The 15,117-nt window shown below is 60.9% G+C and carries 15 protein-coding genes and 3 pseudogenes; 10 read left to right on the forward strand and 8 right to left on the reverse strand.

The annotated features are described in order from the left end of the window. On the forward strand, window positions 1–1,035 hold a 1,035-nt coding region (locus tag VFE81_RS10185; RefSeq protein ID WP_325044471.1), incomplete at its 5' end, for a M1 family metallopeptidase. 180 nt (window positions 1,036–1,215) lie between these two features. Here the strand turns inward: VFE81_RS10185 and VFE81_RS10190 are convergent. After that, window positions 1,216–1,962, reverse strand: a complete 747-nt coding sequence (locus VFE81_RS10190; RefSeq protein WP_325044472.1) for a hypothetical protein — start codon at window positions 1,960–1,962, stop codon at window positions 1,216–1,218. Between the two features lie 95 nt (window positions 1,963–2,057). Further along, window positions 2,058–2,249, reverse strand: coding sequence for a hypothetical protein (locus VFE81_RS10195; RefSeq protein WP_325044473.1), 192 nt, complete (start codon window positions 2,247–2,249; stop codon window positions 2,058–2,060). Window positions 2,250–2,484: 235 nt separating this feature from the next. Between VFE81_RS10195 and VFE81_RS10200 the strand changes: the two genes are divergently transcribed. From VFE81_RS10200 to VFE81_RS10210, 3 genes are all read left to right on the forward strand, one after another. Beyond that, window positions 2,485–3,453, forward strand: coding sequence for a metallophosphoesterase family protein (locus VFE81_RS10200; protein ID WP_325044474.1), 969 nt, complete (start codon window positions 2,485–2,487; stop codon window positions 3,451–3,453). Between the two features lie 32 nt (window positions 3,454–3,485). Continuing rightward, on the forward strand, window positions 3,486–3,830 hold the full coding sequence (locus tag VFE81_RS10205) for a cupredoxin domain-containing protein (RefSeq protein WP_325044475.1): 345 nt from the start codon (window positions 3,486–3,488) through the stop codon (window positions 3,828–3,830). Between the two features lie 1,142 nt (window positions 3,831–4,972). Continuing rightward, window positions 4,973–6,118, forward strand: a complete 1,146-nt coding sequence (locus VFE81_RS10210) for a GGDEF domain-containing protein (protein WP_325044476.1) — start codon at window positions 4,973–4,975, stop codon at window positions 6,116–6,118. A gap of 24 nt (window positions 6,119–6,142) precedes the next feature. Here VFE81_RS10210 and VFE81_RS10215 read toward each other — a convergent pair. Further along, window positions 6,143–6,226, reverse strand: a pseudogene (locus tag VFE81_RS10215) (DUF1289 domain-containing protein); the annotation flags it as partial. A gap of 55 nt (window positions 6,227–6,281) precedes the next feature. Between VFE81_RS10215 and VFE81_RS10220 the strand changes: the two are divergent. Further along, a complete protein-coding gene (locus VFE81_RS10220) occupies window positions 6,282–6,416 on the forward strand; it encodes a phytochelatin synthase family protein (protein ID WP_325044477.1) in 135 nt (44 codons plus the stop codon). 80 nt (window positions 6,417–6,496) lie between these two features. Here the strand turns inward: VFE81_RS10220 and VFE81_RS10225 are convergent, their stop codons facing one another. The 4 genes and pseudogenes from VFE81_RS10225 to VFE81_RS10240 all read right to left on the reverse strand — a co-directional run bounded on the left by VFE81_RS10225 (window position 6,497) and on the right by VFE81_RS10240 (window position 9,117). Continuing rightward, window positions 6,497–7,144, reverse strand: a complete 648-nt coding sequence (locus VFE81_RS10225; RefSeq protein ID WP_325044478.1) for a glutathione S-transferase family protein — start codon at window positions 7,142–7,144, stop codon at window positions 6,497–6,499. A 25-nt stretch (window positions 7,145–7,169) separates the two neighbouring features. After that, window positions 7,170–7,316, reverse strand: a pseudogene (locus VFE81_RS10230) (VOC family protein); the annotation flags it as partial. A gap of 116 nt (window positions 7,317–7,432) precedes the next feature. Continuing rightward, window positions 7,433–8,905 (reverse strand): sodium:solute symporter, encoded by a 1,473-nt coding sequence (locus VFE81_RS10235; protein ID WP_325044479.1) that lies wholly within the window; start codon window positions 8,903–8,905, stop codon window positions 7,433–7,435. Further along, on the reverse strand, window positions 8,902–9,117 hold the full coding sequence (locus VFE81_RS10240; protein ID WP_325044480.1) for a DUF3311 domain-containing protein: 216 nt from the start codon (window positions 9,115–9,117) through the stop codon (window positions 8,902–8,904). The genes VFE81_RS10235 and VFE81_RS10240 overlap by 4 nt, the downstream gene beginning before the upstream one ends. A 350-nt stretch (window positions 9,118–9,467) precedes the next feature. Here VFE81_RS10240 and VFE81_RS10245 point away from each other — a divergent pair, with 350 nt between their 5' ends. From VFE81_RS10245 to VFE81_RS10255, 3 genes are all read left to right on the forward strand, one after another. Beyond that, entirely contained in the window at window positions 9,468–10,145 is a 678-nt protein-coding gene (locus tag VFE81_RS10245) for a MarC family protein (protein ID WP_325044481.1), read from the forward strand. A gap of 75 nt (window positions 10,146–10,220) precedes the next feature. Beyond that, window positions 10,221–11,054, forward strand: a complete 834-nt coding sequence (locus tag VFE81_RS10250; protein WP_325044482.1) for a class II glutamine amidotransferase — start codon at window positions 10,221–10,223, stop codon at window positions 11,052–11,054. A gap of 6 nt (window positions 11,055–11,060) precedes the next feature. Then, on the forward strand, window positions 11,061–11,921 hold the full coding sequence (locus tag VFE81_RS10255; protein ID WP_325044483.1) for an MBL fold metallo-hydrolase: 861 nt from the start codon (window positions 11,061–11,063) through the stop codon (window positions 11,919–11,921). Between the two features lie 4 nt (window positions 11,922–11,925). Here VFE81_RS10255 and VFE81_RS10260 read toward each other — a convergent pair. Further along, window positions 11,926–12,666, reverse strand: a pseudogene (locus VFE81_RS10260) (cobaltochelatase CobT-related protein); the annotation flags it as partial. Between the two features lie 672 nt (window positions 12,667–13,338). Here VFE81_RS10260 and VFE81_RS10265 point away from each other — a divergent pair. Together VFE81_RS10265 and VFE81_RS10270 are read left to right on the forward strand one after the other, a co-directional pair. Next, entirely contained in the window at window positions 13,339–14,424 is a 1,086-nt protein-coding gene (locus VFE81_RS10265) for a porin (RefSeq protein WP_325044498.1), read from the forward strand. 242 nt (window positions 14,425–14,666) lie between these two features. Continuing rightward, window positions 14,667–15,116, forward strand: a complete 450-nt coding sequence (locus tag VFE81_RS10270; protein WP_325044499.1) for a sugar dehydrogenase complex small subunit — start codon at window positions 14,667–14,669, stop codon at window positions 15,114–15,116. Window position 15,117: the final 1 nt, after the last annotated feature.

Genomic DNA, 15,117 nt, shown 5'->3' on the forward strand with positions numbered 1-15,117 from the left:
CTGCCGGCGCCGGGCACCACCATGTCCGACTATGGCGTGACGGTTCTGACGCATGAAGCCGCGCACCAATGGTTCGGCGATCTGGTTACGCTCGACTGGTGGGACGACGTGTGGCTGAACGAATCGTTCGCGACGTTCTTCGAAAACAAGACCAAGGTGCGCTTCTTCCCGGATCGCTTCAGTTGGGTCGACGACGTGAAGAACAAGTACGCGGTGATCAACGCTGATCTGAAATCCACTGCGTTCCCGGTGCAGCCGAACTTCAACGGCTGGGCGTCGAACGACTTCGTGCTGAGCGCAAGCGCCTTTACGTACGACAAAGGCGGCCATGTACTGAAGATGCTGGAGAACTATCTGGGCGAGGACGTGTTGCGCAAGGGGCTGCAGTCGTATCTGGCCGACTATTCGCTCGGCAACGGCACGCCGAAGCGTTTGTGGGACGAACTGGCCAAAGCAAGCGGTGAGCCGATGGTCGCGATTGGCGACAGTTTCGTGCGGCAAACCGGCGTACCTTTGATTTCGCTCGACACCCAGTGCGATCTGACGACCAATCAGACGGTGGTCACGCTGAAGCAGTCGCCATTCCCGAACCAGAACCAGTATCCCGGCACGCAATGGACCATTCCGTTGACGCTGGCCTATGGCGACGGACTGACATCGCGCAAGACGATTGCGATGAAGGACGTGCAAACGCAGGTTCGCCTGAACGGCTGTTCCGCTGTGCTCGCGGATCCGAGCGGTCTCGACTACTACGTGACGAACTACAGCAACAACGCGTGGAGTCAGTTGCTGGCGCAGGGTAACGCGCTGAAGGATCCGGTTTTGCTGACCAGTCTGCAACTCGAGGCCAAGCTGCTGGTGAAGAACGGTCTGGCGGATCCGTCGCGGGCAACCAGCATCGGCTCGCTGAGCCCAACTGCCGCGCCGCTTGCACGTCAGATGTTGATGACCGCGCCGACGACACAGTCACTGCGTCCGACGATCCGGTATCAAGGCAAGTTCAAGCTGAAGCCGCAAGCGCAGCAGGCGCAATAAGTCCGGTAAGCCCGGTAAGCCAGATAGACGGTATCTAGCCGTCGTAAAGGGCAGGGCCGTGGCCCGCATCCTCCGCGATGCGGGCCACGGCACGACTACATTCATTGGCTGCACGCGTCGCAACCGCTGATCATCCAGCAAGCTCCAAACTGGATCGATGAGATTGGCGCAGTTGCTGGATCATGCCGAACGCGGTCGTCGCTCCAGCCAATTCCGCACCAGACCCGCCAGAAGCGCGCTAACGAGCACGGCAAGGTAAAGCGTGACGAGACTGTGACGCCACGTATCGAGCACAAGCCGGTGTGCCAGCAGTTTCGAATCAGGCGCAGGGAGGACAGCATGCATTGCTACGACAGCTTGCTTCATCCGCAGAAAACCCACGGCGGACAGCAATGGCAAAACAATGAGCAGGGCAAGCAGTGCGGGCCTCGCGCGTTGCATCGCCGGATAGTGACGCAATCGAAACCACACGCCGAGGCAGCCATGGATCCAGCCCGGCGCAAGCAGTGCTAGCTGCAGACCCTGCGTGCCGCTCGCGATCAGCGCGATCACGATCCGCTCGTAGTTCGGCTCGAAACCATACAGCGATGCCGCGAGGCGCGTCGCGACCGCATGCCGGATCAGCAGCAGAGGCAGGCTGAGTCCGGCCCACAACCGGATCCATTCGGCGGGTGGGAGCGCCCAGTGACGACGCCCGTAAATCGTGTGCACAGCCAGCGCGAAATGCAGAAGGGCCGAACCGTACAGCAGGATCGTGCCAGGCACGCTATGCCAGATCAACAGAGCGAACGTGAGTCCGCGTCCGGCAAGATCGAGCGACCAGATGCCGAGCGCATGATTGACCAGGTGCAAAAATAGATAAATGAGCAGCACCACGCCCGATCCGAGTTGCAGGCGGCGCAGAATGAGCTGAAATTCCGGTGGCACATTACCCTCCCGTCAATTCGTATGCTCCGGAAAACGGCTTGGGAGACCGCAGGCGAGCCGCGTCGTACGCGCAGCCACGCCGGGCCGGCCTTGTCTCACGCTCTGCGCACGGGCGTGGTGGTGCGCTTCTGATATCCGCTCCTCTGTTGTACCGCACCCTGCACCGCTTCCGCAAATCGCTGTAACGCGGATAGCGAACCGCACACGCTCTGATACTCCTCGCGACCAATCCTGCCGTCCAGGATGACCGCCATGCCCGAGGCACGGGCCATGCCGATGATGTCCATGTTAGCTACTCCTTTCAGGTTCTCTCATCTGCAAGACCGCCGCCGCGGCGCGGCTATTCCCATTTGTTCTGGCGTCAGACATATAGGTCCATGCGGCTGGATTCGCTAACCAGCGCGCCAAATTTTCTGTTCCGGGAATAAAACCGGCGGCACCGCAGTCTTCCTGATGAACCGAGTCGTGAGGCCCGCGGGATGATCCCGCGGTTTGCCTGCGAATCCTTATCGTGAGGTCAACATGTCGTCACACCATTCATCCGATCCTGCATTCAACCCTGCATTTAACCCCTCACGCCGCGGCGCGCTGAGATGTCTCGCCTTCGGTGGAGTCGGCACGGTCTTCGTTCTTGCCGGCGGCATTCTCACGCCGGTGGAACTGGCGCTCGCGGCCGACGCGAAATCATCCTCGACGTCCGTGGGGCTGCCGCTTTTTCTGCAGATCAGCGATTCGCATATCGGCTTCAATAAGGAAGCCAACCCGGACGTTGCAGGCACGCTCAAACAGACGATCGACTACGTCAACGCCATGCCGGTCAAGCCTGCACTGACCATCCATACGGGCGACATCACGCATCTCTCCAAGCCGGCAGAGTTCGATCTGGCGGCGCAGTTGATGTCGGGCCTGAATATCACGGAACTCCACACCGTGCCGGGCGAGCACGACGTGACAGACGGCCCCGGAACCGAATACTTCAACCGCTTCGGCAAGGCGTCGGACAATAAAGGCTATTACAGCTTCGACCACAACGGCGTGCACTTCGTCGCGCTCGTCAACGTGATGCATTTCAAGCCTAACGGCCTGGGTGGACTCGGCGACGATCAACTCGCCTGGCTGGAAAACGACCTGAAGGGCCGCTCGTCCAGCACGCCGATTGTCGTCTTTGCACATATGCCGATGTGGACGATCTACGAGCCGTGGGGGTGGGGCACGGGCGACGCCGGTCAGGCAATGAGCTATCTGAAGCGCTTTGGCTCGGTAACCGTGCTGAACGGCCATATTCACCAGATCGTGTCGAAGGTCGAAGGCAATATCACCTTCCATACCGCGCGCTCAACAGCCTATCCGCAGCCGACCGCTGGCAATGGTCCCGGCCCTGGGCCTCTTACGGTCGCGAGCGACCAGCTCCCGAAGATGCTCGGTGTGACCAGCATAAAAATCGCGCGTCATCCGCTCAAAGCGACGCTTGCCGATACGACGCTCGTTTGATTTCAGGATTTTTTTCTCGCAGGAGATCAGTTATGCAAACTAATACTATTCGCCGCACGTTCTTTGTGCTGCTCGGGAGTTCGACGTTTATCGCGGCGTCGGCGGGACTTTCCGTTGCGCGGGCAGAGACGCCCAACGCCGTGGTCATCAAGAACTTCATGTTTTCGCCGATGGCGCTAACGGTCAAAGCCGGCTCCACAGTGACATGGAAAAATCTCGACGGCGAGCCGCATACGGTTGTGAACGACGCGGGCATGTTCCGTTCCGCCGCGCTCGATCAGAACGACACGTACCAGTTCAAGTTCGACAAACCGGGCGTGTACAAGGTGTTTTGCGGCATCCACCCGAATATGAAAGAAACGATCACCGTGCAATAGGCGCCGGCTTCAGTATGGGGCCCCATGCGTCCCCATGAGCCTGCGTAGCGTTTTAAGCGGTGGCCGCAAATCAGCGTTTCATATTGGCGTGTTTATTGCATGGCAGAGAGCCGCGGCGCATGGTCAAATCGCCGGCCTCCAGCGCAGCGTAGGCGCGGCCTGCACCGGCTCGCTGCGCTACCCGTAGATACACACGGTGTTGAATCTTTTACCTGTTTTATCGATGCACAGCAGGCTCGCAAAACTGGCGTTTAAAGCGCAGCATCACCGTATGGCCGCTACCCGGCGTAGCGGAACACATTCCTCTAACAATTCCAGATCGACCGCCGTTGAATCGTGCGAACAATGTCTGCCTAAACGTCAGACATAAGGATTTCCGAGTATTGCGATGCTCAACGATACCGATTTGCCAAATTCTGCCGGAGAGAATCCGGATACTGGTTTCGACGCCGGCGCTGAGCCGGTGGCTGCGGCACCGCCCGTGCGATTCGGACGTCTTGCACTATGTGTCGCGACGGCAAGCGCGCTAGCTTTTGGCGTGGTGGGTACGGTGGCGTACGGCGTCTGGTTCAACCACGATCAGCAAGCGTATGCCGAGGCCATGAAGGGCGCGCGGCAGGCGCTCGGCACCGCTGCGTCGGCGGCTGTAGGCCCGGCGTCGGCGAAATCGATGGCACCGCCAGGGGCGGCAATTTTCGCGGCAGCGCCGCAATCGGCGACGACGGCCGCAGCGAAGCGGACGGCGTCCGGCATGCACGCAACTGTCGCCACGCCAGTGACAAAGGCAACGCAGACAACGGCAGGTACACCGGCAACAGCGCACATGCAGGCGACAGCGGCAGCATCGGACGGAGAAGAAGGAAGCAAACAGGCCTCCTGGTCCGGTCCAGTCACGCGAATCCCGACGCCTAGGGCCAGTCAACCCAGCATGGCCGACGCAACACGTGGTGCCGCCGCGTCTTCTGTCCCTGCCGCTCAGCGCCCGGCGCGCCCATCCCAGCAGTTGGCGTCGAACCGTTCTGGCAAAGACGCGCGTCTCGCCCAGCAGGATCGCCGGTCTCGTTCGACGGCGAATGCCAGACACAAGGAGAGTCTGTTCGCCCGGATGAGTTCGTTCTTTCGGCGCGTAAGCTATCGCCAGCATGGCACCGGAAGCCAGCAAGACACCTATTCCCATCCCTGATGGGATTCGCATCCAGCGCGCCGCTCGTGGGCGTGCCTTTGCGATCCGCTTCAGGCCGGGCCCGGCTGCGATCGCCGCCGCCTCGCTGGTTTGTCTGCTGATTGGCCTTTTGTATCTTGCGCTGCAAATCAGGACGATCTTTTCCGATCAATTGAAGCAGGAATATGCGGGACTGGTTCTCGACGCGGTTGAACGGACGGAAAGCGCCCGGAGTCTGGTCGGCATCTGGGCGCAACTGCCCGACGCCACGGCGACCAAAACCGCCGGGTATCTGCACGCTCGAACCGAACTCACCCATCGCCTTACCTCACTCGCGGCGCTGGTAAATGCGAGTCCGTCGGCGGCGCCGCATCTGCCCCCATCTTCGCTCACACCCGACGCCGATCTGCGCGGCACGGATGCCTTGTTGAGTGACGTGTCGACGTACTGGCGAGCGCAGCGCGACACCGACAGCGCCGACGTACGCATGCGGATTGCCCACGTCGCGCGCACGCTCATCGCGTTGGCGGCGTTGCTGTTCTGCATGCTGATCACCGCGCTGGGAATGTATGCCAAACGGAATCGTCAACTGGCAGGCCAGTCGCACGAATTCGAGCACGCGGCGCTGCACGACGCGATGACCGGCTTGCCGAACCGGCGCAAGCTGTTCGCCACGCTCGAAGCGGCTGCGACGAAATCGCCCGCAGTGGCGGCGTCTTGCAAACTTGCCGTGCTGTATGTCGATCTGGATGGATTCAAGCAGGTCAATGATTCGCTCGGCCACCGCGTCGGTGATGAGTTTCTGATTGCGGTTTCGAAACGCTTTCGTGAGTCGGTGCGTAAAGTCGATGTCGTCGCCCGGATCGGCGGTGACGAATTCGCTGTCCTGGTTCGAGAATTTTCGACAGATGCGGAGCTCAGTGAAATTGCCCGGCGGCTCATTGCCTGCGTGGTTCAAACAGACAAGGAGATGGGCGTCGGACTGGTTCGCGCCAGCATCGGCATCGCCAGTTTTCCGGATCCCATCGACGATTACCATCGCCTCGTGGCCGCGGCAGATGAAGCGATGTACCGGGTCAAGCGCAGCGGCAAGAACAGTTATGCGTTCGTCGACCGGGCGAACTGACTGGCGCCGTTACGGGGTTTGCGTCTCCCGGGTCCGCAGGCATCCAATGCAGAAGCCCGTTTTGCCGTCGATTTTGCAGATGTCGATGCAGGGGGATTCAATTGCCATGTTCAGGCCATCAGTTCCGTTGGATCGACTTCGGCGGTGACGTGCGACAGGTCGAATGAGCAGCGCTTCAGTTCACAAGTATCCGGCGGTGTGGGTGCCGGTCACGCAACTGTATGCAGGGGCCCAGGCGGTCGATAACGTGAGCGGACTGTCACGCGGCATTGTGATCGTCGGCACGCGAGCGAACTAACTGGCGAGTGGCTTTCACGCGGTTTCCACGGCCGGTCGGTCCTGCCGACCACCACCGGCCGCCAATTGGTTGAGCGCGCATCAATCGTCCTGGTTGCGCCATTCGGTGAGCCCTTCCCGCGCATTCAATTCGATGAACGAGGGGAGGGCGCGCAGCCCGCGAATATAGCGCGCGAGATGCGGCCAGCCAAGTGCGGGGCGCGGCATATTGCGTGTCCAGCGCATTATCACGACCGCGAGGAAATCGGCGGTGCTGAACTCGCCACCGACCAGATAGTCACGTCCGTCGGCGAGATCTGCGTCGAGCCGGTCACAGGCTTCCTCGATGCGCCGCTGCGCGAGCGCCCGGACTGCTTCGGCGCCGGCAGGATCGCCGTCGACATCCGCGTAAAACCAGTCGCGCATGGCGGGCAAGAGCGTGTTGGCCAGATAGACCATGAGCTCCAGCCATGCAGCACGATCAGCGGAGCCGGGCGCAGGTGCCAGGGCGGCGTCAGGATGCCGCTCGGCCAGCAGGATGAGCAACGCGGCCGACTCGTGGCGCGGCGTTCCGTCGACCACCAGCGTAGGAACGCGGCCTGAGGGATTCAGCCGCAGGTATTCAGGGTTCCGTTGATTGCCGGCGTCGATGTCGACGAGACGGGCGTCGAACGGGATGCCCATTTCTATCATCATCCAGTGAACTGCCATGCTTGCCGCGCCCGGCGAGTAGTAAAGAAGATAGTTCATTCATTCGCTCCTCATGTTTTTTATCCCCACGCCGCCCAAGCACGATGCCGTCGAAACCCTCGTGATTTTCGAAGCGGGCGAGAACCTCGAAGTCTAACCCTCTGGTATAGAAATCGGCGAGCTTGCGCAGATCATTGGTTGGACGAGCGACTCGGAGAACGGGCGACTGCATCGGTAGCTCCACGGACGATAGGCGTGCCGCAGCGCATAGCGTGAAAGCACAAAAAAGGCTGGCGCCCAAGGCGACCAGCCCCTTCAACCGCAATACAGGAAGAGCCGCAGGAAACCTTAGTGCACCGGCGCGTGAGTCTGCTCGACCGGCCGCGGCTGCGTCATAGCGCTCACCGCAGCAAAAACAATGATGTTCACGGCCAACGCCAGGAAGCCGATATTGACGTCCTTCAGTGCGTCAGGCAAAAACGGCATCAACTGCGCAACACTCAGATGCATGGTGGTCGTCAGGGCGACCACCGCGACGCCCGCCAGAATCCCGCAAAACGCGCCATACTTGGTCGCCCGGTTACGCCGCAGCAAACTGCAGATCACCGCCGGAAACAGCTGGGTCACGAAGCTGTAGCCCATCAGCAGCAACGCCACGATGGTCTCGCCGCCGTGCAGCGTAAAACCCACCGCCACCAGTGCCACCACCGGCACCAGGAAGCGCGCGAGCTTGGTCACCGTCGCATCCGACGCATTGCGGTTCACCATGCCGCGATACACGTCGTTGGCGAGCAGCGTGGAGGCCGACGTCAAAATCATCGATCCCGGCACCAGCGCCGTCAGAATCCCCGCCGCGCCGATCACGCCGACGAACCACGGGTCGAAAGTCTGCAACGACAGGCGGAACAGCGACAGGTCGATGTCGCCACCCTTCAGGCCCGGCACCTTCAGCGTCGCCGCAAAGCCCACGAAGAACACGAACAGCAGAATGAGCTGGTACAGCGGCAGTACCATCGCGTTGCGCCGGAAAATACGCTCGTCCTTCGCTGTGTAAATCGAACCGAACGTGTGCGGCCACATGAAGAAGCCCAGCGCGGTCAGGAGCACGGTCGACTGGAACCAGGTCACGCTCGACCCCTTGGCCGGGAAGGTCAGGAAACCCGGGCGCGCGGCATCGATTGCGTGGAACATCGCGCCGAAGCCGCCGTAATAGTGCAACGGCAAATAGATGCCGAGAAACAGCACGATCGCCAGAATCAGCAGATCTTTCACGACCGAATTCCACGCCGAGCCGCGCACGCCGGAGACAATCACGTAAGCCGTCACCACCGCCGCGCCGATCCATATGGCGGCCGTCGAAGAAATCGCGCCATACGAGGCTGTTGCGACGATGATGCCAAGGCCCTTGAGTTGCAGCACGAGGTACGGAATCAACGCGGCCACGCCGACCAGCGCGACGAGCGTGCCGAGCGCCGGGCTGTCGTACTTGCGCGCGAAGAAGTGGGGCTGCGAGACGAGCCGGTGATTTTTGGCGTAACGCCAGATGGGCGGCAGCATCCAGTACGAGAGGATGTAAGCGAGCGTGCCGTAGGCAAGAATGTAGTAGACCGGTGCGCCCTTGCCATAAGCAAAGCCGCTGCCGCCGAGGAAGGTGAAAGTGGTGTAGATCTCGCCCGCCATGAGCAGGAACACGAACGCGGTGCCGAAACTGCGGCCGCCCACGGTCCACTGTTCGAGACTCATGTCGTGACCGCGCCGCGCGCGCACGCCCAGGTACAGCGCAAACAGGGTAATCGCCGCAATGATGACGAGTGCGCTCATGATCGGACCTCCTCGCCGTCCGCCGCGAGCTGACGGTTGCTCGGGTCCAGACGGTAAATGATCGCCATGATGATCGAACTCAGCACCACCCACATGACGATCCAGGCCAGCACGAACGGCATGCCGAGCACCAGCGGCTCGACACGATTCACAAACGGGATGCCGAGCAGAATGCCGACGAACGGCAGCGCAGCAAGTACACGAAGCAACATGGGGGCAACTCCTCGAACCGGTGAGTACGTCTCGTTGAAAGCGCAGCTTCGCTGAAGACTTTATGCCTGATGCTTTGACTACGTAAAGTAAGTCAAAAAAGTGTAGGCTTTCCGAAAGTTGCGTGCGCATCTTTCTTTGCCCGTTTGCTGCAGTGCAACGCCGCGCGCTGCTTGCATCGCCCCCTTTTTTCCCAATTTGCGTGCCGCGCCGCGATATCATCTGAGCCTCGCAACGCGAGCATTAATCTGGACAGGCCGAAGGCGTCCAGCACTTCAACTTAGCGCGGCGCATCGGTGGGCAGCCAGTCGACAACCAGCCCGTTCGAGCCGCCGCCCGAAACGGATCGCATATGGTCGAAAGTCTGATCTCGGATATCCTCTTTGGCTTTACCGGGCTGATCAGCATCATCAACCCAATCGGCATGGCGTTCGTCTTTCTCGACCGGACGGCATCGCTCACCACGGAAGACCGCACCGCGCTCGCCAAAAAAATCGCCTTCAACGTCATGTGCGTGATGCTCGTCGCCTTCTTTGTCGGCACCCCGATTCTGCATTTCTTCGGCATCTCCATGGAGGCATTGCGTATCGGCGGCGGGCTCGCGGTTGCCGTCGGCGGCTGGCAAATGCTCAATGCACCCGACACGCAACCGGCCGAGCAGCCGGCCGTCAAACGCGTGGATTCGGATAACGCCATGTCGAAGGCGTTCTTCCCCCTCACTATCCCCCTCACCACCGGGCCGGGTTCGATCGCCACCGCGATCGCGCTGACCGCGAACCGCACGCATAAGCTGTCCGCGTTCGTGCTGTCGAGCATCGCGTCGGTGGTGATCTCAATCCTGGTGGCCGCAACCGTCTACCTGATCTACAGCCGTGCAGTGGTTTTCGCCAAGTATCTCGGCGCCGACGGCACCAAGGTCGCGATGCGCGTTTCGTCGTTTCTGCTGCTGTGCATCGGCGTGCAAATTATCCTGACCGGTTTTTCAGAGTTCCTGATACCGATCGCGCAGATGCAACCCGTGGTCAAATAGCGAACGGCGGCGCGCGGGCCTATTCGAGGCTGGGCGAGGTTCGTCAGACATCGCGTCGCGACAGGAGGAAAGCTCATGTGCCGTTGGCTCGCTTATACCGGCAACCCGCTTCAAGTCGAAACGGTGCTGTTCAACGCCAAACACTCCTTGATCGATCAGAGCCTGCATTCGCGGCTCGGCCAGACCACCACGAACGGCGACGGCTTTGGCATCGGCTGGTACGGGCATCCCACCGACATCCCGTTTCGCTACCGCAGCATCCAGCCCGCCTGGAGTGACCGCAACCTGCGCGAGGCCGCGCGGGCCATCCGCGCGCCGCTCTTCGTCGCGCACGTGCGCGCGGCCACCGACACACCGTCGCAGGAAACCAACTGTCATCCGTTCCGCTATGGCCGCTGGCTCTTTATGCATAACGGGCTGGTGCGCAACTATCCGGCGGTACGCCGCGATCTGATGCTGGCGATCAATCCGGCGTTGTTTCCGTCGGTCGAGGGCTCGACGGATTCCGAGGTGCTGTTTTTTCTGGCGCTGACCTTCGGTCTCGAACTGGCGCCGGTTACCGCGATCGAGCGAATGGTGGGTTTCGTCGAGGACGTCGGGCGCAAACACGGTGTCGATGAACCACTGAACATGGCGGTCTGCGCAACCGACGGCGAGCAGGTCATCGCAGTTCGCTATTCGAGCGAAGGGCAATCGCGTTCGCTCTTCCACAGCACCTCATTCCGGCATCTGCACGAGCTGTATCCGGACGACCCGCGCATCACGGCGGTCGGTGAGGACGCGTTTCTCGTGTTGTCGGAGCCGCTTGCGGATTTGCCGGGCTGGTGGCAAGAGATTCCGGAGAGTACGGCCGTGGTCGCGCGGGGCGGTGGGATCGAGCAGTATTCGTTCACGCCCAAATTGGTGTAGCACGCCATGACACCACAGATAGAAGCCTTTTACGATCCGGTGACCGGCACGTTTACCTATGTGGTGTACGCGTCTGAAGGTTCGGCGTGCGCCGTGATCGATCCGGTGCTCGACTACGATCCGAAATCCGGACACACGTCGACCGAATCTGCCGAGCGCGTTGTTGCTTTCGTCAGACAGCATGGGTTGCGGGTCGAATGGTTGCTGGAGACGCATGCCCATGCCGATCATGTATCGGCGGCGCCTTATCTGAAAGAGGTGTTGGGCGGCAAGATTGCGATTGGCGAAAGCATTTGCATTGTCCAGGCCGCATTCAAGCGCATCTTCAATCTTGGCGACGACATGCATACCGACGGCCGCCAGTTCGATCATCTGTTCGCGTCCGGCGAGCGTTTCAGCATCGGCGAACTGAGTGGCGAGGCGCTGCACGTGCCCGGCCATACGCCGGCGGATATGGCCTATCGGATTGGCGACGCCGTGTTTGTCGGCGATACGCTGTTTATGCCGGATGTCGGCTCGGCGCGCTGTGATTTTCCGGGCGGCGATGCGAATACCTTATATGCCTCGGTTCACACACTGCTCACGTTGCCGCCGGAAACACGGTTGTGCATGTGTCACGACTACCCGCCGCCGTCACGCGAGCCGAACTGGCAGACCACCGTTGCTGAACAGCGCCACAGCAATATTCATCTGCACGACGGTGTGACGCAGGAGGCTTTTGTCGCCATGCGCACCGCGCGTGATCGCACGCTCGGCATGCCGACGCTGATCCTGCCGGCGATCCAGCTCAATATTCGCGCGGGTATGCCGCCAGAGCCGGAAGCGAATGGTGTGCGCTATCTGAAGATTCCGTTGAATGCATTTTGATGCGCTAGCGCGTGAGCAGCATCGAACTCAACACCGAGAACACCGTCGACGGCAATTCGGCAAGGCGGCTCACCACCACGTTGTGCGGATAGAAGTCCTCGACCGCATCGGTCAGCACGCCGATCCCCACCAGTTCGATGCCGCGTTTCTGAATCGCCGCGACACGTTCGCGCAGATCGTGGCGCAGCACGTGCGGATCGCCGTCGCCGGTTGACGGATAGCCGTCTGAGAACACGATCAGGATGCGCCGCTCGGCTTGATGATCGGCGAGCCGCGTCGCCGCCCAGGCCAGCGCCTCGCCGTCCGGATTCTCGTGGCCGCAATCGATTCTGGCGATGCCGCTCAGATCCGTGGCGCCAAAGCGTTTGTAGACTTTCAGATCGAGCCGTTCGACAAAGCGGTTGAAGCGCCGCAAATCCGCGCCGGCCGCCAGTTGCCGTTCGTAGAGTTGCTTCATCGGCTCGGACTCGAGCGAGCAATAGCCGAGCACTTCGCAGTCGAACGACAACTGCGTCAGCGCATCGCACAACGCCGTCGCGCACAGGCGCGCGAGTTCAATCTTGCGTCCGGCCATCGAACCGCTGCGATCGATCAGCAAGGTCACGGCGACGTCACGCCCTTTGGCCGCCCGCTGCGTGCGAAACGGCGTGCGGTAACCGGGCGAGGTGGCGAGTTTCGCCAGCGCGGTGCGGTCGATCTCACCGCGTTCCTGTTCGCGGCGCCAGCGGGTGCGTTCGTCGGCGTCGACCACCAGATCGATATCGACCGATCCGGTGCCGTTGCCTTGATCCACCCCATGCTCCAGCCGATAGTTTTCCGGCCGGTCCGCCACGCTGACGCGCCACCATTCCGCGCCGGTTTCGGTCGCGCGTTGGTAGAGGCCGAGGATTTCGTCTTCGGTGAGTTCAGGCGCGTTCATGGCAAGTGGCAAATGATGAATGGTCAAATAACAATAATGCGTTTCGATTTGGCTGAGGCCGAATGACCGACTATCTTATCGTGAGTACCTTGCGATCTCCCCGACAGGGATTTCTTTTGGCGCGTGCCGATTGGATTGCGGATTTCAATGTCGAGCGCGTTGATAGCAAAAGTTTATTGCGTCAAACGGATAGGCTATGAAGCGTCGATCACCTATAGTTGCGTGCGCAAAGCGTGTAGTTTTATAACATCCCATCGGCAAACTGATTCAATCCGGCGTAATGTCGGCACAACCCGGTATGAGCAACAGGTCATTGCCCATACCGTTCAACTGTCTGCGCGAGACCCACTGACGGGCCTCGCACTGCTGGTCCGCAGCCCGCGTCAGGTTGGGGCGCGATGTGACAAAGCGAGTAGTTTTTGTTCATCGGCTTTGGCTTTGCCCACCATTTCGACAGAAAAAACTCACGGCAAAACAATGAGACTACATACCAAATTAATGGCGGCCCTGGCGGTGGCAAGTCCGCTGGCATACGGTCAAACCAGTGTGGAGTTATATGGCCGTCTCGACGGCGGCGTGGAATATCTGAATCACATCAACAATGGCGCGGGCGGCAGTTCGAGCCGATGGAGTGCTGAAGGCGGCGATTGGGGCACCAGTATGCTGGGCCTCAAAGGCAATGAAGATCTGGGCGGCGGCCTGAATGCGATCTTCAACCTGGAAACCGGTCTGCAAATCATGAACGGCACGAGCAGTGGCGGACGGTTGTGGTCGCGGCGTGCCTTCGTGGGTTTGAAGAGCGACCAGTGGGGTACGCTGCAAGCCGGGCGCAATCTGTTCATCGACAGCGACGGGGTGTGGGAATTCGACCCGTTCGTGCAGCAGGCATTTTCGTCGGCATCGCTCGTGCGTGGGCGCAACTGGCAGCAGACCAGTAATAACGTCGAGTATCACAGCCCGGTATTGTGGGGCTTCGACGTGCAGGGGCAATACTCTTTCGGCAATCAGCCGGGTGCGTTCAACAGCGGTGCGGCGGGTGAGTCTGGCCGCTCCGACGGCATCATGCTGACGTATCACTCGCCGCTTTTCGACGTGCGCGGCATCTACGACGAACTGCGCGACAGCAACGGCCGCTTCAGCAATATCTTCCAGGCCTCGCGTGAATATTTCGTCGGTGCCAATGTGCATTTCGACGCAGTGAAGATCCAGGGCGCGTATACGCATTACGCGGCGCCGGATTCGCCGGTGGGTGTGGCCGACAGCGCCGATCACTACTGGCTCGGGCTCACGTACAACGTCCAGCCGCGCTGGGCCGTGACAGGGGGCGGTTACTACATCAGGGTCGGCGACGGCGGCGGCGATGCCTCGCACGATCCGTCCGGCCACGCCATGATGTATGCGCTCGGCACGACCTATAACCTGTCGAAGCGCACCTTCCTGTACGGCACGGTGGCTTATGTCAGCAACAGCAGCAACGCGAATTTTTCGCTTGAAGCGTCGCCGCGCGATGCCGCCAATAATACGAGTCCGCTCGCGGGCGAATCGCAAACCGGCGTGTATGTCGGGATGATGCATCAGTTCTAACGCGGCTTTGGCGCTACAGCTACATTCAGCGCATCCGGCTGCATCTTCGGCAAGACAGCAGGCAGCATGAAAGCATCACAACGCGCATTACGGCTCGCGCCGTCCTTCGCTTCGCAGTACCTGCATTACGCATAAAACGCCTCACAAGGGAAAAACAACAATTGACTCCACAAGACTCTCACGACGAGTCCCTCAAGGGGACTTCCTTCGGCGCGCATGCCGCGAGCGACGAGCCGTCCACCATGACGCGCCGCCGCTGGCTGCAAGGCGCGCTCGCGTTGACGGCAGCCGGTCTGACCGGTTCACTCGCGCTCAAGGCATTGGCCGACGACTCGGCCGCCGCGCCGATCGACGCCTTCATGACGCTGTCGCGATCGTTGACCGCCAGATCCGATCTCGATCGCAACGTCGCCACGCGCCTGCTGGCCGCGTTGCAGCAGTCCGCGCCCGATCTCGCGCAGCAGTTGCCGAAGCTGGCCGGGGCACTCGCAGGCGGTTCCGCCGATGCCGCGCAACAGGCGCTCGCGCTGAAGATCATGGAAGCCTGGTATCTCGGCACGGTGGACAACCAGGTGATCACGTATGAACAGGCGCTGATGTACGGCGTCGTCTCCGACACGCTGATCATCCGCTCGTACTGTCCCAACAAACCCGGTTTCTGGGCCGCCAAACCCGTCGAAAGGCAAGCTTAAG

This window comes from Paraburkholderia sp. (assembly GCF_035656215.1).
Taxonomy (GTDB): domain Bacteria; phylum Pseudomonadota; class Gammaproteobacteria; order Burkholderiales; family Burkholderiaceae; genus Paraburkholderia.

Coding starts and splice junctions, on each gene's coding strand:
- VFE81_RS10245 (WP_325044481.1), top strand. CDS start 9,468: ATGGTCGAAAGTCTGATCTCGGATATCCTCTTTGGCTTTACCGGGCTG.
- VFE81_RS10200 (WP_325044474.1), top strand. CDS start 2,485: ATGTCGTCACACCATTCATCCGATCCTGCATTCAACCCTGCATTTAAC.
- VFE81_RS10235 (WP_325044479.1), bottom strand. CDS start 8,905: ATGAGCGCACTCGTCATCATTGCGGCGATTACCCTGTTTGCGCTGTAC.
- VFE81_RS10210 (WP_325044476.1), top strand. CDS start 4,973: ATGGCACCGGAAGCCAGCAAGACACCTATTCCCATCCCTGATGGGATT.
- VFE81_RS10250 (WP_325044482.1), top strand. CDS start 10,221: ATGTGCCGTTGGCTCGCTTATACCGGCAACCCGCTTCAAGTCGAAACG.
- VFE81_RS10195 (WP_325044473.1), bottom strand. CDS start 2,249: ATGGACATCATCGGCATGGCCCGTGCCTCGGGCATGGCGGTCATCCTG.
- VFE81_RS10225 (WP_325044478.1), bottom strand. CDS start 7,144: ATGAACTATCTTCTTTACTACTCGCCGGGCGCGGCAAGCATGGCAGTT.
- VFE81_RS10265 (WP_325044498.1), top strand. CDS start 13,339: ATGGCGGCCCTGGCGGTGGCAAGTCCGCTGGCATACGGTCAAACCAGT.
- VFE81_RS10240 (WP_325044480.1), bottom strand. CDS start 9,117: ATGTTGCTTCGTGTACTTGCTGCGCTGCCGTTCGTCGGCATTCTGCTC.
- VFE81_RS10205 (WP_325044475.1), top strand. CDS start 3,486: ATGCAAACTAATACTATTCGCCGCACGTTCTTTGTGCTGCTCGGGAGT.
- VFE81_RS10220 (WP_325044477.1), top strand. CDS start 6,282: ATGAGCAGCGCTTCAGTTCACAAGTATCCGGCGGTGTGGGTGCCGGTC.
- VFE81_RS10270 (WP_325044499.1), top strand. CDS start 14,667: ATGACGCGCCGCCGCTGGCTGCAAGGCGCGCTCGCGTTGACGGCAGCC.
- VFE81_RS10255 (WP_325044483.1), top strand. CDS start 11,061: ATGACACCACAGATAGAAGCCTTTTACGATCCGGTGACCGGCACGTTT.